Below are 21,660 nucleotides of genomic sequence, written 5' to 3'. Positions count from 1 at the left end.
ACACCCCCAGGCAACCCCGCCCCGGCGGACGGCGTCTTGGACGGTACGGGCGCGCGGCTCGATCCCGCGCGCCCGGCCAGCCGTACCTGGGGAGGGACACGCATGGCCGCCGGCCGCCGCCGTACCACCGTCATCGCCGCGCTCGCGGCCGCCGCGCTCACCGTGGGCCTCGCCACCGGCTGCGACGCCGTGCACAAGGCCCTGGACTGTGTGCAGACCGCCGACTCCATCGCGGACAGCGTCACCGACCTCCAGCAGGCCGTGGAGAACGCCGCGGACGACCCCTCGCGGGCCGACGCCTCGCTGGACTCCATAGAGCAGAACCTGGACCGGATCGGCGACCGCACGGACGACGCCGATGTCAACAAGGCGGTGGACGACCTGAATTCGGCCGTCTCCCACGTCCGGACCGAGATCAGGAACGGGGAAAACACCCCGGACGTCCGCCCGGTCACCGACGCGGCCGGCGAACTCACCAAGGTCTGCACCCCGTAGGGATTCAGCGCCCCCGGTCCTCCCGGCGGCCCCGGCGGAGTTCCTGCCGGGCCTCCCGGCGGTCCAGGCGGTCCCGGCGGCGCAGCTCCTTCAGCCGCTGCCGCTCGGCCCGGGTGAGCTTGCGCTCCACGCCGACCCCGCCCCAGAACGCGAACCCGGTGATGGTCACGCGCGGCGCTCCCGGGTCGCCGGGCTCGTCCCGGTCCAGGTGCTCGAAACCGCCCATGACGCCGATGCCGCGCACCACGACCTCGACACCCGGCGGCACGATCACTTCCAGACCGCCCATGACGGCAACGCAGTTGATCTCGACCTCGCGGTCCGCGAAGAACGCCTCGCGCAGGTCGATCTCGCCGCCGCCCATGAACGCGAAGCAGGTGAACTTCTTCGGCATCGTCCAGCGCCCCTTGCGCTGGAACCCGGACAGCACCGCCACCGCCCCGGTCGAGGAGCCCTCGCCGCCGACGATCCGGGACGCCCAACTCCCGTCGTCCACCGGCCGCTTGGTGAAGGAGACCGGGGGAGCGGCGGCCGGGGTGGCCGGCAGGTCGCTGGTCAGCGGGGCCAGCTCGCCGTAGGTGCGGGCCTGGTACGCCGACTCCAGCCGCTCCTCGAACTCCGCCATGTCCAGGCGGCCTTCGGCCAGGCCGTCGCGGAGGATCTCGGCGACCCGCTCCCGGTCGGCGTCGGAGGCGCGGAGGTCCGGCACGGGACCGGGGGAACGGCGGTCCGGGGCAGCGTCGTCGGTCATGACAGCAGACTACGAGACGGCCTTCTCCGCGTACATCTTGGCGATGACCGCCTCGATGTCGGGTTCCCGGACGGAGAGGTCCACCAGCGGGTAGGCCGCCGCCAGATGGGCCACCAGGGGTGCCGCCGACTGTCCGGCCGGGAACGCCAGCCACTGCCGGGGCCCCTCCACCCGCACCACCCGCGCCGAGGGCACCTCGACCGGCGGCAGCTCCCGCTCCAGGTCCACCACCAGCGTCCGCTCGCCCTCCCCGGCCGTGTGCAGCCCGGTCAGCGAACCGTCGTACACCAGGCGGCCGTGGTCGATCACCATCACCCGCGAGCACAGCTGCTCGATGTCCTGGAGGTCGTGGGTGGTGAGCAGGACCGTGGTGCCGCGCTCGGCGTTCAGCTCCTTCAGGAAGCCACGCACCTTCGCCTTGGAGACGACGTCCAGGCCGATCGTCGGCTCGTCCAGGTACAGCACCTCCGGGTCGTGCAGCAGGGCCGCCGCGATGTCGCCGCGCATCCGCTGGCCCAGCGAGAGCTGGCGTACGGGCACGTCCAACAGGTCGGCCAGCTCCAGCAGTTCGACACAGCGGTCCAGGTTCTCCCGGTACCGGGCGTCCGGAATCCGGTACATGCGGTGCGCCAGCCGGTAGGAGTCGATCAGCGGCAGGTCCCACCACAGGGTCGTCCGCTGCCCGAACACCACCCCGATCCGGGACGCCAGCCGGGTCCGCTCCCGCGACGGGTCGATCCCGGCCACCCGCAGCCGGCCCGAGGTCGGGGTGAGGATGCCGGTCAGCATCTTGATCGTGGTCGACTTGCCCGCGCCGTTCGGCCCGATGTAGCCGACCATCTCCCCGCGCGCCACGGTGAACGAGATCGAGTCCACCGCCCGCACCTCGCGCCGCTCCCGCTTCAGGAACCCGGTCTTCCTGCGCACCTCGAAGACCTTGCCGACCTTCTCCAGCGCGATGAACCCCTCGCCGTCCGCCATCAGTTCAGCTCCCCGTGCTCCGGTACGAACGCAGTCCCGCCCGCCAGGCCAGCCCGGCGAGCGCACAGCAGGCCAGCGCCACCAGCGGGGAGACGAACGCCGTCCACCCCGGCAGCCCCAGCGGACAGGGGCGCCCCAGCACATAGGCGGCGGGCACCCAGTTGACGAAGGCCAGCGGCAGCACGAAGGTCACCCCGCGCACCAGACCCTCGGTGAACACCGCGGGCGGGTACTGGAGCAGGGTCGTACCGCCGTAGGTGAAGGCGTTCTGCACCTCCGAGGCGTCCTGCGCCAGGAACTGGAAGGCCGCGCCCGCCACGAACACCGCGCAGAAGATCCCGCAGCCGCCCGCGATCATCACCGGCATCAGCAGCAGCTTGAGCGGCGTCCAGTCCACGTCCAGCCGGCTCAGCGACCAGCCCAGCACCAGCGCCCCCTGCGTCACCCGGCCCAGCCGCCGCAGCGCGAACCGGTCCGCCGCGACCTGCGCCAGCACCGGCGCCGGACGCACCAGCAGGGTGTCCAGCGTGCCGTCCCGCACCCGGCGCCCCAGCCGGTCCATCGACCCGATCAGCAGATCCGCCATCCCGAAGGCCACCGCCGACAGCCCGTACAGGAACGCCACCTCCGGCAGCGACCAGCCCGCCAGCGAGTCCACGCGGGAGAACATCAGCATGATCGCGACGAAGTCGAAGAAGGTCGCCGCGAAGTTGCCGAACGTGGTCATCACGAACGATGCCCGGTACGCCATCGTGGAGCGCACCCACATCCCGGCGATCAGCCCGTACGCCCGCACACCCTCGCGGACCCGGCCGTACTCAGCCACCCTGGACCACCACCCGCCGGGTCGCCGCCGACTGGAGCAGGCGCCCCGCGCCCAGCAGCGCCACCGCCCATCCGGCCTGGAACAGCCAGACCCCCAGCAGGTCCGCCCGGCCCAGCAGCACGTCCGCCGGGGCCTGGAGCAGCGCCGACCAGGGCAGCGCCCGCACGACCTCGCCGAGCGTGCCCGGGAAGACGTTCAGCGGGAGCAGCATCCCGGAGCAGAAATACCCCGCCAGCTGCGCGATCCGGGTCACCCCCGAGCCGTCCAGCAGCCAGAACGCGCTCAGCGCCAGCAGGTACCGGATGCCGAAGCCGACCAGCATCGCCAGCGCCAGCGTGACCAGCAGCGCCAGCCAGGTGCCGGCGTCCGGGGGCAGATAGGCGTGGAAGCAGAGCATCCCGAAGAGGAAGGGCAGCACCCCCCGCCCGAGCAGCTGGAAACAGGCCCGGCCCAGGTCGGCCGCGAGCCACCACAGTTGAAGATCGGCCGGCCGGTAGAGATCGACCGCCACGTCACCCGTACGGATGCGTTCCATCAACTCTTCCTCGACGCCCCCGCCGCCGATCGCCAGCGTGGAGAGCAGGGCCTGTCCCAGCCATACGTAGGTCACGGCCTGCGCCTGGTCATATCCGCCCAAGTGCGGACGGGCGTCCCACAGGGCACGGTAGGTGCAGACGATGATCAGACCGAAGACGGTATTGGTGAACACCCCTGCCGCCGTGGCCGCGCGGTAGGTCGCGTACCGTCTGAATCCCCCTGCCGCGACGGCCACGTACAACCGTCCAGCGTCCACGCCGGTCCACCTCCTCGGACTGCTCGACACCGAAGCGCAGGAGCCTAGCCCCCGGCCCCCGCGAACGGCCACGCGTTTTCCGTGACCGAAGCGTGCCGGAATCCGGGAACGGTTCACCAGGTGCGAGAGTCTTCAACCAGGGGGCGCAGAAGGCGTACGAGGCGTACGGGAACGTACGACGAAACAGGAGTCCGTGCACGACATGAGCGACGAGCCGCAGCCGCAGCAGCCGAACGAGGGCGGGGCACCGAGGGGACCTCAGCCGGCTGAGGGGCCCGCAGCAGCGGAACCGCAGGCGAAACCGGTGAAGAGCCCGAACGCCCCCCGGCCGACGGGATCTTCGGCGACGGGTTCTCCGGCGACGGGCGGGAAGCCCGAGGCGGAGAAGCCGGACGAGGGTGCCGAGGGTGCCAAGGGCGCGCAGGCCCCGGCCGTGCCCGCGCAGTCCGGTGCCAAGGAGGCCCCGGCGGAGAAGTCCCCCGCCGAGAAGTCCACTGCCGAGAAGTCCCCCGCCGAGAAGTCCCCCGCCGAGAAGTCCCCCGCGGGGAAGAACCCGCCGGCCAAGAGCCCGGCGGCGGACACCCCGCCCGCCGAGAGCACCCAGGTGCTGCGCCGGGTCAGCGCCCCCGCCGGGTCGGCGAAGCCCCGTACCGGTGGTGCCAAGCCGGAGCAGGCGCCCGAGAGCACCCAGGTGCTCCGGCGCGTCAAGGCCGACCAGCCGCCGCCCGCCGAGAGCACGCAGGTGCTCCGCCGGGTCAACGCGCCCCGGTCCGGCGACACCCCCAAGCCCGGCGCCGACGCGCCCAAGCCCCCCGTGGCCCCGGCTCCCGCAGCCCCGGCCGCCGCGGCCGGAGCCACCAGCGTCCTGCCCCGCACCCCGTCCGAGCCCACCGCGACCCCCCAGGCGAGCGGCAACGGCAGCGACGGCGGCGAGGGTGGCGGCGGTACCGGGGACGGCGGCGGCAAGAAGCCCAAGCGGCCCAAGCGCACCGGCTGGCGGCGGATCTTCCCCACCTGGCGGATGGTGCTCGGCACCTTCGTCATGTGCGTGATCGTGGTCATCGGGCTGCTGTTCCTCGGCTACTCGATGGTCCAGATCCCGGCCGCCAACGCCCTGGCCACCAAGCAGGCCACCGTCTACCTCTACGCCGACGGCTCCCAGCTCGCCCGAGACGGCGAGGTCAACCGCGAGAACGTGGGCCTCGCCCAGATCGCCAAGCCCGCCCAGCACGCCATCCTGGCCGCCGAGGACCGCGACTTCTACACCGAGTCCGCCGTCGACCCCAAGGCGATGCTCCGCGCGGGCTGGAACACCGCCCTCGGCAAGGGCAAGCAGTCCGGCTCCACCATCACCCAGCAGTACGTGAAGAACTACTACCTGGCCCAGGAGCAGACGGTCACCCGCAAGGCCAAGGAGTTCTTCATCTCGATCAAGCTGGACCGGGAGAAGTCGAAGAACGAGATCCTCGAGGGCTACCTCAACACCAGCTACTTCGGCCGCAACGCCTACGGCATCCAGGCCGCCGCCCAGGCGTACTACGGCGTCGACGCGATCGACCTCGACGCGGGCCGCGCCGCCTACCTCGCCGCGCTGGTCAACGCGCCCAGCGAGTACGACGTCGTCGCCCACCCCGAGAACAAGCCGGCCGCGCTCGCCCGCTGGAACTACGTGCTGGACGGCATGGTCGCCAAGGGCTGGCTGAGCCAGTCCGAGCGCACCGGGATGAAGTTCCCGATGCCGAAGGAGCAGACCGTCTCCACCGGCATGTCCGGCCAGCGCGGCTATCTGGTCGAGGCCGTCAAGCAGTACCTGGTCGGCCACGACATCCTCACCAAGGACCAGCTGACCGCGGGTGGTTACCGGATCACGACCACCATCCAGAAGCCCAAGCAGGACGCCTTCGTGAAGGCCGTCGACGACCAGCTCATCTCCAAGCTGGACAAGAAGAACCGCAAGGCCGACACCTACGTCCGCGCGGGCGGCGCCTCGATCGACCCGAAGACCGGCAAGATCGTCGCGATGTACGGCGGCATCGACTACGTGCAGCAGTACACCAACGGTGCGACCCGGGGCGACTACCAGGTCGGCTCCACCTTCAAGCCGTTCGTGTTCACCTCGGCCGTGCAGAACTCCTCCAGCACGCAGGACGGCCAGCGCATCACGCCCAACACGTACTACGACGGCACCAACAAGCGTCTGGTGACGGGCTGGTCCGGCGGCCGGTACAACCCGGAGAACGAGGACCAGAAGTCCTACGGCCAGATCACCGTCCGCAAGGCCACCGACCTGTCCGTCAACGCGGTGTACGCGCAGATGGCCGCCGACGTCACCGGTGACAAGGTCAAGCAGACCGCGATCGACCTCGGCATCCCGGCCGACACCCCCGACCTCTACCCGTCCCCGTCCATCGCGCTCGGCACCGCCAACGCCAGCGTGCTGGAGATGACCGAGGCGTACGCCACCCTGGCCAACCACGGCCGGCACGGCACGTACACGATCATCGAGAAGATCAGCAAGGACAACGTCCCGGTCGACCTGCCCGGCCGGCAGACCAAGCAGGCCGTCACCCGCGAGGCCGCCGACACCACCACCTCGGTGCTGAAGAGCGTGGTCGAGGGCGGTACGGCCACGGCCGCGCAGGCCGCAGGCCGTCCGGCCGCGGGCAAGACCGGTACCGCCGAGGAGGACACCGCCGCCTGGTTCGCGGGCTACACCCCGGACCTCGCCACGGTCGTCTCCGTGATGGGCCAGGACCCGGTCACCGCCAAGCACGTACCGCTGTACGGCGCCCTCGGCGTGGCCCGGATGAACGGTGGCGGTCCGCCCACCGAGATCTGGGCGCAGTACACGCGGGACGCGCTGCGCGGCAAGCCCGCCGCGAGCTTCGACCTGGAACTCCAGCCCGGCGCCGACGTGGTCGCGCCCAGCACCCGCCCCTCCACCTCGCCCGGCACCGACGCGGGCCAGGACAACGGCGGCACCACCGGCACCCCGAGCCAGGGCACCACGCCCACCGACGGCGGCCAGGGCAACGGCGGCAGCACCCCCTCCCAGGGCACCACCCCCGCCGACCCGACCACGGGCGGCGGCGGTGCCACCACCACCGACGGCGGCGCGGGCGGCGGCCCGGCCACCACCAACGGCGGGGCCGCCGACGGGGGCGCCACCGGCGGCGGTAACCCCGGCGGCCAGCCCGGTACGGGCGGCACGGGCGGCGGCGCCGACCCCGGTACCACCGGTCTGCCCGGCGGCTTCATCGCCCCGCAGACGGCCCGGCGCCAGTAGGACCGCACACGAGAAGGGGCTGACGACCACGGTCGTCAGCCCCTTCTCGTATGTTCCGGCGATGGCTCAGAGGTACAGCCCGGTGGAGTCCTCCGACCCCTCGAACCGGTCCGCGGCCACCGCGTGCAGGTCCCGCTCGCGCATCAGCACGTACGCCACGCCCCGGACCTCGACCTCGGCCAGGTCCTCCGGGTCGAACAGGACGCGGTCGCCGGGCTCCACGGTGCGGACGTTCTGCCCGACCGCGACCACCGCGGCCCAGGCCAGCCGGCGCCCGACCGCCGCGGTCGCGGGGATCAGGATGCCGCCGCCCGAACGGCGCTCGCCCTCACCGGTCTCCTGCCGCACCAGCACCCGGTCGTGCAGCATCCGGATGGGCAGCTTGTCGTGCTGGGAGGTGCTCTGCTCGTCTCTGTTGGCGCTCACGCCCCCGAACCTACCTGCCCGCGCGGCGCGGACACGCCTCCGGGTCGCCACGGCTCCTCGCCGCGGCGACCCGGTCGCGAAAGGTGGTCCGTGCTAGCGCGAGAGCAGACGCCGGTGCTTGCGCTTGCGCGAGCCCGCGACGATCAGCCCGACCGTCCCGGCGACGATCAGCGCGGCGGGTACGACGCGCTCCATGCGGGGCGCGCCGTCGTCGTCCACGAACTGGTCCCGCACCTCGGTCATCACGCGATTGACCTGGACGTACGCCCGTCCGAAGACGCGGTCGACGCCGGCGACGGCCTTCGCCTTGGCATCCCCGACGATCGTCTTGGGGTGCACCCGCACCCCGATCTCGTCGAGCGTCTCGGCCAGCACAGCACGACGGCGCTTGATGTCCGCCTCGATCTGCGCCGGTGTTCTGGTGTCCGACGTCTCCGCCACCGTACGGCCTCCGAAATCTCCTGGTGCTGTTCCGAACAGTCTGTCAGCTCTGCGCCACACCGCACGGCAAGGGCCCCCGGTTAGGCTTGGCGGATGAGCGAGCGACTTGAGCCCGGGGACGTTGCCCCCGCCTTCACCCTGCCCGACGCCGACGGGAACGAGGTGTCCCTGTCGGACCACAAGGGCCGCAAGACCATCGTGTACTTCTACCCCGCCGCGCTTACCCCCGGCTGCACCAAGCAGGCGTGCGACTTCACCGACAACCTCGCCCTGCTGTCCGGCGCCGGGTACGACGTCATCGGCATCTCGCCCGACAAGCCGGAGAAGCTCGCCAAGTTCCGTGAGCAGGAGGACCTCAAGGTCACCCTCCTCGCCGACCCGGACAAGAAGGTCCTTCAGGCGTACGGCGCCTTCGGCGAGAAGAAGCTCTACGGCAAGACCGTCACCGGTGTCATCCGCTCCACGGTCGTCGTGGACGAGGACGGCAAGGTCGAGCGCGCCCTGTACAACGTCAAGGCCACCGGTCACGTGGCGAAGATCATCAAGGATCTGGGCATCTGAAGCCGCCGCCCGGCCGCTAGCATGGCCGGGCAGCAGCAGGCGGCCGTGGTGGAATTGGCAGTCACGCTGGGTTTAGGTCCCAGTGGGGTAACTCCCGTGAGGGTTCGAGTCCCTCCGGCCGCACCAGCATTCAGCCCAGCAGCTCCCGCACCACCGGGATCAGGGCACGGAACGCCTTACCGCGATGGCTGATGGCGTTCTTCTCGTCCGCGCTCAGCTCCGCGCAGGTACGGCTCTCGCCCTCCGGCTGAAGGATCGGGTCGTACCCGAAGCCGCCGCTCCCCGCCGGGGCCTGCCGCAAGGTGCCGCGCAGCTGGCCCTCCACCACCCGCTCGGTGCCGTCGGGCAGCGCCAGCGCGGCCGCGCAGGCGAAGTGGGCGGCCCGGTGCTCGTCCGCGATGTCGGAGAGCTGGGCGAGCAGCAGATCGAGGTTGGCGGTGTCGTCGCCGTGCCGGCCGGCCCAGCGGGCGGAGAAGATGCCGGGGGCGCCGTTCAGCACGTCGACGCAGAGCCCCGAGTCGTCGGCGACAGCCGGAAGCCCGGTGGCCTGGGCGAGCGCGTGCGCCTTCAGCAGGGCGTTCTCCGCGAAGGTGACGCCGGTCTCCTTGACGTCCGGGATCTCGGGAAAGGCGTCGGCACCGATCAGCTCGTGCGGCAGCCCGGCGTCGGCCAGGATGGCCCTCAGCTCGGTGATCTTTCCGGCGTTACGGGTGGCGAGGATCAAGCGGGTCATGGGGGCCAGTATTCACCGGCCCCCTTCCGCGTACCCGCCAGGGGTTACAGCTCCGCCTGTCCGGCGCCCTTGAGGAGCGAGAGGTTCAGGGTCTCGGCCATGGTGTGGAAGCCGAGGTCGCTGGGGTGCAGGTGGTCGCCGGAGTCGTACCGGGGGAGCATCCGGTGCGGGTCGCTGGGGTCCTTCAGGGCGCGGTCGAAGTCGACGACCGCGTCGTACACCCCGCCGGCCCGGATCTCCGCGTTGACCTGCTCGCGCATCCGCTCCAGCGCCGGGGTCCAGGTCCGGTGGCCGCCGAACGGGGTCAGGGTGGTGCCGACGACCTTCAGTCCGCGCGCGTGCGCCTGCCGGACCAGGGTGCGCAGCCCGTCGGTGATCTTCTTGCCGTCGGCGGCCGAGCGGGAGTGCGTGACGTCGTTGATGCCGAGGTCGATGACGACGACCTTGACGTTGGGCCGGGACAGCGCGTCACGGCCGAAGCGGGACAGCCCGCTCGGGTTCTCGGCGGGCCGGCCCAGCCCGTCGGCCAGCACCTGGTTGCCGGTGATGCCCTCGTTGACGACGGAGTAGCGCGGCACGTCCGCCCCGCTCGCGGCGGCCGAACGCAGCCGGGAGGCCAGCACGTCCGGCCAGCGTCGGTTCTCGCCCATGGTCGAGGTGATGCCGTCGGTTATGGAGTCGCCGAACGCCACCACCGTGCCGTCCGCCTCGTTGCTCAGCACGTCCAGCGCGGTCAGGTAACGCCAGTACCCGCTCCGCTCGGCGTACGGGACGCCCGTCGCCTCCTCGGTGCGGTCACCGGGCGCCACGAACGAGATCTGCCGCGCGTGCGGGTGGATGGTGACCGGCCCGGAGGGCGTGGGGGCGTACGTGGTGACCAGCACGTCCTGGTCGTGCGGGACGACGAGCCGCACCGCGTCGCTGACGGCCTGGCCGCCGGCCGGGATGGTGACCGCGTAGGAGCCGTCGAACGTCAGGCGCCGCATCGTTTCCGCACGGGCGGCGGCCGTGCCCCGGCCCGCCGAGAGGGCCACCGAGGCGTGAGTGATGGTCAGCGGCGCCTGGCCGTACAGGTTCGACAGGGTGACGCGGGCGCTCGTACCGCCGGTGTGCGCGTGCACGACGTTGCGCACCGAGCGGCCCGCGAGGCCGGTGGCCTCGGTGCCGGGCTCGGCGCCGACGGGCGACGCGGCCCAGGAGCCGACCCAGGTGCCCGCCGAGGCGGGCGCGGCGGACGAACCGTGGGGGCGCCGGCCCGTGGCCGTGGACCCCGAGGTGCCCTCGCCGGCCGCCGACCTGATGAGGACGGTGACGGAAAGGGCGACGACGAGTGCGACGAACGCACTGAGCAGGGCATAACCGTGGCGCTTGGTCACGCTGGCGTTGTTCTCCTCGGGAGACGGGAAGCCGGACGATCAATACACCATGATGCGGCATATGGGGGACCGGAGTTGACGGGCACCCCGGTCGCCGGAACCTGCCCCGGCCCCCCTCCAGTCTGACGCCGTGGGCCTCCCCGCCGTTCCCTGCCGAGGCGGGAAGGGACAATGTGTGTGCGGGATCACCGATCGGGCGGAGCGAGATGGAACGCGCGCAAACGGAAGAGGCGGAGCCGGGCCGCACCCCCCGGCCGACGGCTGCCGGGCGGGCCGGTTCGTACCGGACCATGACCGCCTTCACGGCGGCCGACGAGGAGCGGCAGCGCGGCGTACGGCGCATGAAGCTCACGGCGGCCGGACTGCTGCTGTTCGTCGCCGTCGTGTACGCCCTGGCCACCTGGGCCGGGCACGCGGGGGCGGGACACTGGACGGGCTATGTCGCGGCGGCCGCCGAGGCCGGGATGGTCGGCGCGCTCGCCGACTGGTTCGCGGTCACCGCGCTGTTCCGGCACCCGCTGGGCCTGCCCATCCCGCACACCGCGATCATCCCCACCAAGAAGGACCAGCTCGGCGTCTCCCTGGGCGAGTTCGTCGGGGAGAACTTCCTCTCCGAGGACGTCGTACGGCAGCGGCTCGCCGCCGTCGGCATCGGCAGCAGGCTCGGTGACTGGCTGGCCGAGCCGGCCAACGCCGACCGGGTCACCGCCGAGCTGGCCACCGCGCTGCGCGGCGCGCTGACCGTGCTGCGCGACTCGGACGTGCAGGCGGTGGTGGGGGAGGCGATCACCCGGCGGGCCGACGCGCGGGAGATCGGACCGGCCGTGGGCAAGCTGCTGGACCGGATCGTGGCCGACGGCGGCCACCGGCGCGTGGTCGACCTGGTGGTGGGCCGCGCCCACGAGTGGCTGGAGCGGCACCGGGACGACGTGATGGTGGCCATCGAGGGCGGCGCGCCCGGCTGGACCCCGCGCTTCGTGGACCGCAAGGTCGGCGACCGCGTCTACAAGGAACTGCTGCGCTTCGTCACGGAGATGCGGGAGATGCCCTCGCACCCCGCGCGCGCCGCCCTGGACCGCTTCCTCACCGACTTCGCCTCCGACCTCCAGTCCGACACCGAGACCCGGGCACGGGTGGACCGGCTCAAGCGCGAGGTGCTGGCCCGGGACGAGGTGCAGGACCTGATCGCGTCCGCCTGGACCGCCGTACGGTCGATGATCGTCGCGGCGGCGGAGGACGAGCACAGCGAGCTGCGCCTGCGGGTGCGGACCGGGCTGCTCTCGCTGGGGCGGCGGCTGGCGACCGAGCCCAAGATGCAGGGCAAGGTCGACCGCTGGGTCGAGGGCGCGGCCGTCCACGTGGTCACCAGCTACCGCAAGGAGATCACCTCCCTGATCACCGAGACGGTGGCGGGCTGGGACGCGGAGCACACCACCCGGAAGATCGAGGCGCACATCGGGCGCGACCTCCAGTTCATCCGGATCAACGGCACGGTGGTGGGTTCGCTGGCCGGGCTGGTCATCTACACCGTGTCGCGGGCGCTCGGCGGCTGACGGCTCGCCCGGCGGGGTGAGCCTGCCGGGCGGCCCGGTCTGATCCCGTGCGGCGCGGGCACCCGTAAGTCGTCCTTCGACGACGAAGGGGTGCCGAGGAGCGAGGGGTGCCGATGAGTACGGGAGCGGGGACGCCGTCACGATCGGGCGGCTCGACCGGAAGCGGTGCGAACGGCGGCGGTGCGGCGGGAGGTGGCTCGACCACCAGCGACATCCCGGCCCGGCTGGACCGTCTGCCCTGGTCCCGCTGGCACTGGACGATCGTGGTCGGCCTGGGCACGGTGTGGATTCTCGACGGCCTGGAGGTCACGGTCGTCGGCAACATCGCGGGCCGGCTCTCCGAGCCCGGCAGCGGACTCTCCATCAGCTCCGGGCAGGTCACCGGCACCGCGGCCGCGCTGTACGTGGCCGGTGCGTGCGTCGGCGCCCTGTTCTGGGGGCGCCTGACGGATCATTTCGGGCGCCGCAAGCTGTTCATGATCACGCTGGCCGTGTATCTCGCGGCGACCGCGCTGACCTCGCTGTCGACCGAGGCGTGGTGGTTCTTCCTGTTCCGCTTCCTGACCGGCTTCGGCATCGGCGGGGAGTACGCGGCCATCAACTCCGCGATCGACGAGCTGATCCCGGCCGCCTATCGCGGCCGGGTGGACCTGATGATCAACGGCAGCTTCTGGCTGGGCGCGGTGGGCGGCTCCCTGCTGTCCATCCTGGCGCTGGACACCGCCTTCCTGCCGGAGAACATCGGCTGGCGCCTCACCTTCGCCCTCGGCGCGGTGCTCGCCCTGGTCATCCTGCTGGTACGACGGCACGTACCGGAGAGCCCACGCTGGCTGCTGATCCACGGCCGGGACCGGGAGGCGGAGGAGATCGTCTCCGGGATCGAGCGGAAGATCGAGGATCAGCAGGGGCACGCGCTGCCCGCGCCCGAGGGCCGGCTGGAGATCCACCGCCGGGGCAGCGTCACCTTCCTGGAGATCGCCCGCACCGTCTTCGGCCGCTACCGCCGGCGCGCGGTACTCGGCTTCTCCCTCTTCATCGGCCAGGCGTTCCTCTACAACGCCATCACCTTCGGCTTCGGCGCCATCCTCACCCGCTTCTTCGACGTCCCGGCCGACCGGACCGGCTACTACTTCGCGGTCATCGCGGTCGGCAACTTCTTCGGCCCCCTGCTGCTGGGCAAGCTGTTCGACACGGTGGGGCGCCGGGTGATGATCTCGTCCACGTACCTGCTCTCCGGCCTCCTGCTGTTCGGCACGGCATGGCTCTTCGACCGTGGCTCGCTCAGCGCGACCACCCTGACGGCCTGCTGGTGCGCGGTCCTCTTCTTCGCCTCCGCGGGCGCGTCGAGCGCGTACCTCACCGTCTCGGAGATCTTCCCGATGGAGACCCGCGCGATGTCCATCGCCTTCTTCTACGCCCTGGGCACGGCGGCGGGCGGCATCAGCGGCCCGCTGATCTTCGCCGACCTGACGAGCACCGGCCACGTGGGCGACACGGTCCTCGCCTTCCAGATCGGCGCGTCCCTGATGTGCGTGGCGGGCCTGGTCGCGGCGGCACTGGCGGTACGGGCGGAGGGGCGCTCACTGGAGGACGTGGCCACGCCGCTGTCGTCCACGGCGCCTTCGGGGGTGGGGGTGGGATAGGTGGACACGGGGCCGCCAGGGATGTGCCGGGCGGCCCCGACCGGGGGACGTGGTGTTCAGCTCCGCCGGTCGGCGAACGCCCAGGAGGCGAGGGCGACCGCGCCGGCCACGCCGAGCACGGAGGGCCAGGCGCCGACCTTCTTGGCGAGGGGGTGGGACCCGGCGAACCCGGCGACGTACGCACCGGTCAGCGCGGCAGCCGTAGGAGCCCCGGCCCGAGCGTTCCACTCCCGCGCGGCAACGACCCCGGCCCCGGCCAGCACCACCCCACCGAGCGGCCGCCTCTTCGTCCAACGGGCGACGCCGTAACCACCGACGAGACCGACGGCGGCGACCACCGCACCAGGAACCTTGGCCATGACTTGTCTCCTGTCGTCCTCGTATGCCGTGTTCGCCATACGTGCGGTCGAGGCTAACGGGCGGCAAGAAGCACCCACCGACGGGGTCGTCTGCCCCACCCCAAGGCCCGCCCTGCTAAGAGATCCCGCGGGTAGGGGCGCCGTCGCGAGCGCCGCGATACCACCGCCGGGACCAGCGGAATCTCCTAGTGATCGAGCGATGATCGGTCGTGGCGACGGACCCGCGAGGGCGGTTTGCCGTCGGGGGGCTGAGTAGTGCCCCACGCGCTCGGCCGAGAATTGACAGTTTGTTATCCGCTACCGCTGGGTGCTCTGGTACGTCTGGCCGAAACGGTCAAAACCTGACAGGGCACACATGCCCCACACCTCCGAATTCCGGACCGAGACGTATTTGCGTTAGAGCGCACTCCAATTCCTAGGTTCGGAAGCATGCGATACATCAAACTCGGAACGACCGGACTGGAAGTCTCCGCCATCGCCCTCGGCTGCATGAGCTTCGGCGAGCCGGACCGGGGCGGCGAGCCTTGGTCGCTGGGCGCGGACGCCAGCCGGGACATCATCAAGCAGGCCCTCGAGGGCGGCGTCAACTTCCTCGACACGGCCAATGGATACAGCGCCGGAAGCAGCGAGGAGATCGTCGGCCAGGCGGTCAAGGACTTCACCCGGCGCGAGGAGGTCGTTCTCTCCACCAAGGTCTGGATGCGGATGCGCCCCGGCCCGAACGGCGCCGGGCTGTCCCGCAAGGCGATCCTCGCCGAGCTCGACGCCTCCCTGAAGCGATTGGGGACCGACTACATCGACCTGTACCAGATCCACCGCTGGGACTACGACACCCCGATCGAGGAAACCCTCGAGGCGCTGCACGACGCGGTCAAGTCCGGGAAGGTCCGCTACATCGGAGCCTCTTCCATGTACGCCTGGCAGTTCGCCAAGGCCCTGTACCTGGCTGACCTGAACGGCTGGACCCGGTTCGTGTCGATGCAGGACCACTACAACCTCATCCACCGGGAAGCAGAGCGGGAGATGATCCCGCTCTGCGCCGACCAGGGCATCGGCGTGATCCCGTGGAGCCCGCTGGCGCGGGGCAGGCTGACGCGGGCCCGGGACACCGCCACGGCGCGCGCCGAGACCGACGCGGGCGGCAAGATCCTCTACCGCGACGAGGACCAGGCAGTGGCCGAGCGTGTCCACGAGATCGCGGGCAAGCGGGGTCTGTCCCCGGCCCAGGTTGCCCTGGCCTGGGTCATGCGCAACCCGACGGTGACCTCGCCCATCGTTGGGGTCACCAAGCCGACCCAGCTGGCCGACGCGGTCGCCGCGGTGGACGTCGAACTCGACGAAGACGAGGCCGCCTACTTGGAGGAGCCCTACCAGCCGCACGAGGCCGCCTACCTGGAGGAGTCCTTCTACAAGCAGCGGCCTGTGGCGGGCTCCCGGTAGTCCGGGCTACCGCCGGGCCTTTGACGAGTCCTTGGCCTCGGCCTTCACAGCCCTGTGGTCGGCCCGGCGGTGCTTGCGGGCGGTCGCGCGCAACTGCATGATCCGCGTGCTGCCCGCCAGCGCGGTGAGCAGGATGCCCGCCACCGCGGCCGGCAGCAGGGCCACGCGCAGCGGAACGCACCCGTGGGCACCGAAGTAGCTGACGTCCACCGACTGATCCTGAGTTTGGTCAATTGGTAAGAAATTTCACAGGTAGGGGCGTCAGGCTGATGTGACGCGGGCCCGGGATCCGTTTTGACGCGGGACTCCTACATCTCTACATCTGAAAACGGAGCACCGGTGCCAGCCGTCGAAGCATGGGCGATCGAGCCCTTGTGGGTCCAGTTCGAGGCCCTCCTGCCACCGCATCTCGAGACACATCCGTGGGGCTGTCACAACCCACGGATCCCGGACCGGATCATGTTCGACAAGCTCGTCGCGAAACTCGTCTTCGGCGGCTCGTACGAGAAGCACGCCGATCAATCGTGCTCGGCAACCACGATGAGAACCCGACGCAACGAGTGGATCGCGGCCGGTGTCTTCGCAGGGCTGGAGCAGATCGTGTTGGAGACCTACGACCGTGTCGTGGGCCTGGACCTGGCCGACATCACCGTCGACGGGCAGATCACCAAAGCGCCCTGCGGTGGTGAGGTCGCCGGGAAATCACCGGTTGACCGGGGAAAACTCGGGATCAAGTGGTCGCGGATGACCGACGGACGCGGGATCCCGTTGGGCTGTGTTGTGACCGGCGCGAACCGCCACGACTCCCCGCTGCTGCGCCCGACGCTAGAGAAGCTCGGGCGTTTCGAGCTCGCGTTGCCTGAGCAGATCACGGTGCACCTTGACGCGGGCTACGACTCCACGGTCACCCGCAAACTGCTGACCGATCTCGGCTGCGAGTGGCGGATCCAGCCCAAGGGCGTCGTGATCCCGATCAACCACACTCGCCGCTGGGTCGTCGAGCGCACCAACTCCTGGTACAGCCGCGGCTTCAACTTCACCCTGTCCTGCACGGAACGTCGAGCGGTCGTCATCAACGCACTGCTCGCGTTGATGACCGCGATCATCGTGATCCGACGCCTCATCCGCGAAGCCTGGACCAGCCAACGCTGGGACACACGGCCAGACCGCCGACCATGACGCCTTGTCCTCTACCCGCGGAATCTCTAAGCCCTGCTGTTCGGTCTCAGCTTGCCGTGACGGCCGCGGAGTACGTCCACACATCAGCCGGCAACTCGTGCTCTAGGCGCCAAGTGATGGCCATCGGCTTGCTGCCGGTGTGCGTGTGATAAGTGGCCGGCCCGAGCAGCATCCAGGGCTGGGACTTGCCTATGTCAGTGTTTTTGTATCGGCGCATGAAGAGAAGCACTTCACTGCCCAACGCTTCATGGTGCTGGTAGCGCTTACCCGTGCGAGAGTCGACAGCCGTGGCATTCTGTGACTCCCAGTGGAACAGCGTCGGGCTAAGTGCATAATCCTTGTAGCGAACGGTGGGGGAGAAGTCCTTCTCGTTTTTCTCCAGGGTGATGAGCAGCGCATCCGTCTGCAATTTATCGACCCACTGCACCCCTTGCGCGAACGAGCGCGGCATCTGGCCACCGAGGCGGGCCACACCGAGCGCAGCGAGTATCTCGGAGCGGTTGTAGGCGCTGTGCACCTTCAGTGGCACCTGACTCAGGCGCCCGGAAAGGGAGAGGGGGAAGTGGTCCGTACGCTCCATGACGTACGTGAGCAGCTGACACAACTCGTCGCGGAACGCGGTCAGCGGACGCAGTGACTCAAGACCCTCTTGATAGCTGGTGAAGCCGCCTGCGTTGTCCCAAATGTTGAAGAACAGCATGCGAGCGTATGCCTGATCGAGGGGGCTCATCTCCGCGTAGGTGGGAGCGTCATCCTGAAGCAGCCGCTGGTAGGCATCCGCCCGCTCCGGGTCGTCGACGTGCAGAAATGCGTGGACTCGCTTGAGTAGCGCTGCCTCCGCAGGGGGAGCGGTCTCTTCGAGGAACCCTGCGCGGCGCAGTACCGCGGTCCAGGAGTTGTCGCTCTTGTACAACTCTTTGATGTCGCGCCTGCTCTCGCGCAGGTAGTCGGCCAAGAGAGGCGTGTGGTAGGACTTCACCTCCTTGATCAGCGTCTTCACCGTGGCCCCAAGCTGGGTCCGGATGTTGTCCAGAACGAAATCCTTGGACTTGCCCTCGAGAATGATTTGGCAGCCCGACGGAAGCTGCGGGAAGTCATGCTCGATGTGGTCGACCAGTCGGTTGCGGGTCAGGTTGGTCAGAGCCCGGAACTGCTCCTCAAAGCGGAACTCAGCCCTGTGCTGCCCGATAAAGTCGAGGACTGTCAGTACCGGCTTGGTCTCGGTGCGCCGCAGCCCTCGGCCCAGCTGCTGAAGGAAGATCGTCGCGCTATTAGTGGGACGGAGCAGCAGCAGTGTGTCGACGTCGGGGATGTCGAGTCCCTCGTTGAACAGGTCGACGGAGAAGATCACCTGAAGCTTGCCATCACGGAGGTCGGCAAGTGCTTGGGCGCGTGCGTCCGAGGAAGAGTCACTGTCCAGCGCTACGGCCTGGAAGCCGACTTCACGGAAGAAGCCCGCCATGAAGTGGGCATGGGCCTTGGTGACGCAGAAGCCGAGCGCCCGCATAAACCCGGGGTTGGAGACCTTGTCCTGGATCTGCTTCACCGCGATGCGAGCGCGAGCGTGGTTGCCCGTGTACAGCTTGTCGAGGTCCTGGTCGGTGTACGAACCCTTCTGCCAGTTCAGGTTCGTGAGGTCCGTGCCATCGGGCACTCCGAAGTAGTGGAAGGGGCAGAGGAGGTCGTTTTCCAGTGCCTCCCAGAGGCGCATTTCGGCGGCGATCCTGCCATCGAAGAACTCATCCTGGACGTTGCGTCCGTCCATCCGCTCGGGCGTGGCCGTCAGCCCCAGCAACTCCTTGGGCTTGAAGTGCTCTATGACCCGCCGGTACGTAGACGCAGTGGCATGGTGGAATTCGTCGATGACGATGATGTCGAAGTGATCAGGAGCCAACTGCTCGAGACGCTGCACATTGAGGGACTGGACGCTGGCAAAGACGTGGTTCCAGTCCCGCGGATCCTGACCGCCATGCAGAAGCTCGCCGAAAGATCCGTCATCGAGCACTTCTCGGTAGGTGCGGAGCGACTGCCGCAGGATCTCCTTGCGGTGGGCGACAAAGAGGAGCCGCGGCTGGCCACCCACGAAGTTCTTGCGCAAGCCGCGGTAATCAAGGGCGGCCATCACGGTCTTGCCCGTGCCCGTGGCGGCAACGAGGAGGTTTCGGTGGCGATCGCGCAACTCCCGCTCGACCGTGAGGCGCTCCAACATGTCCCGCTGATGCGGGAACGGACGTACTTCAAGACCGGAGAGGTTGATCTTCAGGTCCGTTCCCGTCCCAGTGCCACTCGCCTGCGCCAGAGCTTCGTCCAGGCGGGCACCGTGCTGGTCAGGGTCGTAGGTTTCGAAGGCGGTGTCGTTCCAATATGCGTCAAAGGTCGCCTCGAACTTGTCCAGGACTGCCGGCGTAGCCACCGACGACAGGCGCACATTCCACTCGAGCCCGTCGAGCAGCGCGGCCCGAGAAAGGTTCGAGCTGCCCACGTATGCCGTGTCAAAGCCCGTGTTGCGACGGAAGAGCCATGCCTTCGCATGCAGGCGGGTGGACCGGATCTCGTAGTTGACCTTCACGGTGGCGCCGAAGTCTCGTACGAGACGGTCTAGGGCATGGCGGTCTGTGGCACCCATATAGGTGGTGGTGATGACCCGAATCGGCACACCACGATCCTTGGCAGCGCGCAAGGCGTCCTCAAGGACTCGTATCCCGTACCACTTCACAAAGGCGCACAGAAGGTCAATTCGGTCCGCAGTGGCAAGTTCGGCTCGGAGCTCGGTGCCGAGGCTCAAGTCCTCCGGGGAATTCGTCAACAGCGACGCCTCAGACAGCGGGGTTAGCGGACGGACGGAGTAGGCTCCCGGAGCCTCCTGCCTAGCAAGCGCCAGCAGTTGCTGCGGACCCTCGATGAGGGCGCTGACCGCCTCCGGCTCGCTTTCGGTCGCGCCCCTAGCGGCGAGCGAGGCTAGGAGTTCGTTAGCAAACGGCACCCGCTGCTCCGGCGGCAGCTGGGTGAGCCGTTGGGCGACCAGCGCCCCGATGTGCCTGGCAAGCACATGGGGCGTGGACTCCGCGCTGACCGCCGCGTTGATGGCCTTCCAACCCAGAGCCTCAAGCTGCTCGAGCTCTCGCTCGTCGTCCTGAGTGATCAGCTTCTCGTAAACCCCAGCAACCGGCTCTGCCGGCCCCCTAGCCTCTGCCACTGCAACCCCCTCAGGTGCCTGTCAATGTGGATTAGTTGTAACAGCCACTACTGACAACGGCCGAAGGGGTTGGCCAGTGCGTCTTACTGCGCCCCGTGACACTCCCCATACACAACACCCGACCCACACCAGCACCCCGCCCCCCGCCCCGGCGGCCAAGCCACCGCCAGCCCCCGTGCCGCCAGCGTCGTCGCGTACTCCGGGAGGAGTGCCGGGTCCGCAGGGGACGTGCCCTCCGAGGCGGCGAAGGCCTCGTAGGACGGGACTGTGCCGGTGACGATGCCGAGGTTGGGGGTGCCGGAGGTGGCCAGTTCGGTCAGGGACGTCTCTATGGTCGCCAGGTGGTCGGCGTGGGAGGTGTACTCCGATTCGAGGGTCGGGTACGCCGTGACCAGTTCCGTCAGTTCTGAGGACGGCCAGTGGAGGACGGCCACCGGGTAGGGGCGGGACAACGCCTCGCGGGCCGTGGACAGCTCCGCTCGGAGGCGGGAGATCTCGGCCTCCAGTTCCGCCGGGTTCTCCGAGCCGAGGGACCACACCCGCTTCGGGTCGTGGAGTTCGTCCAGGGAGACCGGGGAGGTGTGGAGGGTGTCGGCGAGGGCGTCCCAGGTGTCGTGGGGGAGGCCGAGCATGCGGCGGACCCGGTGGCGGCCGAAGAGGAGCGGGTGCGTGGCGTACGGCGGCTCCGGGACGTCCGTCAGCAGCAGGGCCGCGCCCTCCTGGAACGTCTCGTGCGCCGCCTCCAGTTCGTCGTGCGACTCCAGCGCCTCCGCGACGATCACCCACGGCGCCGGGTCCCGCGGAGCGGCCGTGCGGATGCCGTCGATGATCGCGCGCGCCTCGGCCTCGTGGCCGTACTCCCACAGGTTCGCCGCCTTCAGGGCGCGGACGAGCTGCGGATGCTCCAACGGGCCGGCGGAGGACAGCAGTCGGTCGTAGAGCGCGGTCGCCGCGGGGCGGGCGCCGGACAGTTCGAGGTGGGCCGCGGCGCGCAGCAGCAGGGCCTCCGCGTCCTCGGGGTACAGGCCGGCGGTCCGCTCCAGGCGTGCCGCTTCAGCGGTGTGGTCGACGTTCTCGGCAGGCGTGTCGGGGCGCATGCATGACACCGTACTGCCGAGGGGTGACAGCCGAGGAGGGCGCCCGACGAGGAGATTTCCCCAACTCGCGGCGAAGATCGGGAACCGGGCCGGAACACCGGGCGTTGTACGGGGTGAACGGGCCTGTACAGCCCGTAGTCATGGGGGCAAGGGGAGAGCAGGGGGGTGGTGTCGGTGACGCACGGTCGTTCCACCGTCGCGCGCGCCCTGCTGCCGCTGCTCGTGCTGCTCCAGCTGCTCCTGCTCCAGGCCACCCCCCTCGGCTCCGGCGGCCTCGGCACCGCCGTCGCGCTCGCCGCGACCACCGCCGCCGGTACCGCCCTCGCCCTCTGTACGGTCCTCACCGCCCGCCGCGTCCCCGCCGTCCCGCCGACGCGCGTCCGCACCGCGATACGCGACAGGGCCCGCCGTACGGCGTTCCTGGCGCAGCGCGACCCCGACGCGAGGGGGCGCCGCAGGCCACGGGCGCCCGGCCGGGCCCTGTCGACGACCTGCGCGTAGGGCCCCGCACCACCCCTGTCTCC

The 21,660-nt window shown here is 69.9% G+C and carries 20 protein-coding genes and 1 tRNA gene; 9 read left to right on the top strand and 12 right to left on the bottom strand.

Features of this window, described 5'->3' with window-relative positions; all coding sequences use genetic code 11:
- Positions 1-102: 102 nt before the first annotated feature.
- Positions 103-495 carry a hypothetical protein gene (locus D0Z67_RS10650; RefSeq protein WP_031182597.1) on the top strand — a complete coding sequence of 131 codons (393 nt, stop codon included), beginning with the start codon at positions 103-105 and terminating at the stop codon, positions 493-495.
- A 4-nt stretch (positions 496-499) separates the two neighbouring features.
- On the opposite strand, the gene D0Z67_RS10645 is transcribed toward D0Z67_RS10650, so the two are convergent.
- The 4 genes from D0Z67_RS10645 to D0Z67_RS10630 are packed head-to-tail and all read right to left on the bottom strand — an operon-like array spanning position 500 to position 3,846.
- A complete protein-coding gene (locus D0Z67_RS10645) occupies positions 500-1,246 on the bottom strand; it encodes a DUF1707 SHOCT-like domain-containing protein (RefSeq protein WP_031182596.1) in 747 nt (248 codons plus the stop codon).
- 9 nt (positions 1,247-1,255) lie between these two features.
- Positions 1,256-2,227 (bottom strand): ABC transporter ATP-binding protein, encoded by a 972-nt coding sequence (locus tag D0Z67_RS10640; protein WP_031182595.1) that lies wholly within the window; start codon positions 2,225-2,227, stop codon positions 1,256-1,258.
- 4 nt (positions 2,228-2,231) lie between these two features.
- Positions 2,232-2,996 carry an ABC transporter permease gene (locus D0Z67_RS10635; protein ID WP_107059623.1) on the bottom strand — a complete coding sequence of 255 codons (765 nt, stop codon included), beginning with the start codon at positions 2,994-2,996 and terminating at the stop codon, positions 2,232-2,234.
- 49 nt (positions 2,997-3,045) lie between these two features.
- Complete coding sequence (locus D0Z67_RS10630; protein WP_031182593.1) at positions 3,046-3,846, bottom strand: ABC transporter permease; 801 nt, start codon at positions 3,844-3,846, stop codon at positions 3,046-3,048.
- A 1,021-nt stretch (positions 3,847-4,867) separates the two neighbouring features.
- Between D0Z67_RS10630 and D0Z67_RS10625 the strand changes: the two genes are divergently transcribed.
- Positions 4,868-7,132 (top strand): transglycosylase domain-containing protein, encoded by a 2,265-nt coding sequence (locus D0Z67_RS10625; RefSeq protein WP_234312863.1) that lies wholly within the window; start codon positions 4,868-4,870, stop codon positions 7,130-7,132.
- A gap of 66 nt (positions 7,133-7,198) precedes the next feature.
- On the opposite strand, the gene D0Z67_RS10620 is transcribed toward D0Z67_RS10625, so the two are convergent.
- Together D0Z67_RS10620 and D0Z67_RS10615 are read right to left on the bottom strand one after the other, a co-directional pair.
- Positions 7,199-7,501 carry a GroES family chaperonin gene (locus D0Z67_RS10620; RefSeq protein WP_135788791.1) on the bottom strand — a complete coding sequence of 101 codons (303 nt, stop codon included), beginning with the start codon at positions 7,499-7,501 and terminating at the stop codon, positions 7,199-7,201.
- Positions 7,502-7,651: 150 nt separating this feature from the next.
- The gene (locus D0Z67_RS10615) at positions 7,652-7,999 is read right to left on the bottom strand and encodes a DUF3618 domain-containing protein (RefSeq protein WP_031182590.1); all 348 of its coding nucleotides are present in this window, start codon (positions 7,997-7,999) and stop codon (positions 7,652-7,654) included.
- A gap of 93 nt (positions 8,000-8,092) precedes the next feature.
- Here D0Z67_RS10615 and bcp point away from each other — a divergent pair, with 93 nt between their 5' ends.
- A complete protein-coding gene (bcp, locus tag D0Z67_RS10610) occupies positions 8,093-8,560 on the top strand; it encodes a thioredoxin-dependent thiol peroxidase (RefSeq protein ID WP_031182589.1) in 468 nt (155 codons plus the stop codon).
- Positions 8,561-8,599: 39 nt separating this feature from the next.
- Positions 8,600-8,686: transfer RNA gene (locus tag D0Z67_RS10605), tRNA-Leu, on the top strand.
- Between the two features lie 4 nt (positions 8,687-8,690).
- On the opposite strand, the gene rdgB is transcribed toward D0Z67_RS10605, so the two are convergent.
- Positions 8,691-9,293 carry an RdgB/HAM1 family non-canonical purine NTP pyrophosphatase gene (rdgB, locus tag D0Z67_RS10600; protein ID WP_031182588.1) on the bottom strand — a complete coding sequence of 201 codons (603 nt, stop codon included), beginning with the start codon at positions 9,291-9,293 and terminating at the stop codon, positions 8,691-8,693.
- A 44-nt stretch (positions 9,294-9,337) separates the two neighbouring features.
- On the bottom strand, positions 9,338-10,669 hold the full coding sequence (locus D0Z67_RS10595) for an SGNH/GDSL hydrolase family protein (protein ID WP_031182587.1): 1,332 nt from the start codon (positions 10,667-10,669) through the stop codon (positions 9,338-9,340).
- Positions 10,670-10,875: 206 nt separating this feature from the next.
- On the opposite strand from D0Z67_RS10595, the gene D0Z67_RS10590 reads away from it, so the two are divergent.
- Together D0Z67_RS10590 and D0Z67_RS10585 are read left to right on the top strand one after the other, a co-directional pair.
- Positions 10,876-12,222, top strand: coding sequence for a DUF445 domain-containing protein (locus D0Z67_RS10590; RefSeq protein ID WP_420824431.1), 1,347 nt, complete (start codon positions 10,876-10,878; stop codon positions 12,220-12,222).
- Positions 12,223-12,335: 113 nt separating this feature from the next.
- Positions 12,336-13,865 carry an MFS transporter gene (locus D0Z67_RS10585; RefSeq protein WP_078873488.1) on the top strand — a complete coding sequence of 510 codons (1,530 nt, stop codon included), beginning with the start codon at positions 12,336-12,338 and terminating at the stop codon, positions 13,863-13,865.
- Positions 13,866-13,921: 56 nt separating this feature from the next.
- Here D0Z67_RS10585 and D0Z67_RS10580 read toward each other — a convergent pair whose 3' ends face one another.
- Entirely contained in the window at positions 13,922-14,224 is a 303-nt protein-coding gene (locus D0Z67_RS10580) for a hypothetical protein (protein ID WP_031182584.1), read from the bottom strand.
- Between the two features lie 429 nt (positions 14,225-14,653).
- On the opposite strand from D0Z67_RS10580, the gene D0Z67_RS10575 reads away from it, so the two are divergent.
- On the top strand, positions 14,654-15,664 hold the full coding sequence (locus tag D0Z67_RS10575; RefSeq protein ID WP_031182583.1) for an aldo/keto reductase: 1,011 nt from the start codon (positions 14,654-14,656) through the stop codon (positions 15,662-15,664).
- Between the two features lie 6 nt (positions 15,665-15,670).
- Here the strand turns inward: D0Z67_RS10575 and D0Z67_RS10570 are convergent, their stop codons facing one another.
- The gene (locus D0Z67_RS10570) at positions 15,671-15,874 is read right to left on the bottom strand and encodes a LapA family protein (RefSeq protein WP_037775543.1); all 204 of its coding nucleotides are present in this window, start codon (positions 15,872-15,874) and stop codon (positions 15,671-15,673) included.
- Positions 15,875-16,003: 129 nt separating this feature from the next.
- On the opposite strand from D0Z67_RS10570, the gene D0Z67_RS10565 reads away from it, so the two are divergent.
- Positions 16,004-16,843 (top strand): IS5 family transposase, encoded by an 840-nt coding sequence (locus D0Z67_RS10565; RefSeq protein WP_031182582.1) that lies wholly within the window; start codon positions 16,004-16,006, stop codon positions 16,841-16,843.
- Positions 16,844-16,889: 46 nt separating this feature from the next.
- Here D0Z67_RS10565 and D0Z67_RS10560 read toward each other — a convergent pair whose 3' ends face one another.
- A complete protein-coding gene (locus D0Z67_RS10560; RefSeq protein WP_031182581.1) occupies positions 16,890-20,039 on the bottom strand; it encodes a DEAD/DEAH box helicase in 3,150 nt (1,049 codons plus the stop codon).
- Positions 20,040-20,122: 83 nt separating this feature from the next.
- Positions 20,123-21,136: an SEC-C domain-containing protein gene (locus D0Z67_RS10550; RefSeq protein ID WP_031182580.1), complete on the bottom strand. Its 1,014-nt coding sequence runs from the start codon at positions 21,134-21,136 to the stop codon at positions 20,123-20,125.
- Between the two features lie 174 nt (positions 21,137-21,310).
- On the opposite strand from D0Z67_RS10550, the gene D0Z67_RS10545 reads away from it, so the two are divergent.
- Complete coding sequence (locus D0Z67_RS10545) at positions 21,311-21,637, top strand: DUF6412 domain-containing protein (protein ID WP_051887913.1); 327 nt, start codon at positions 21,311-21,313, stop codon at positions 21,635-21,637.
- Positions 21,638-21,660: the final 23 nt, after the last annotated feature.

The organism is Streptomyces seoulensis, assembly GCF_004328625.1.
GTDB lineage: Bacteria > Actinomycetota > Actinomycetes > Streptomycetales > Streptomycetaceae > Streptomyces > Streptomyces seoulensis.
Note: the sequence above shows the minus strand (reverse complement) of the source record. Positions and strands in the feature narration are given on the sequence as shown.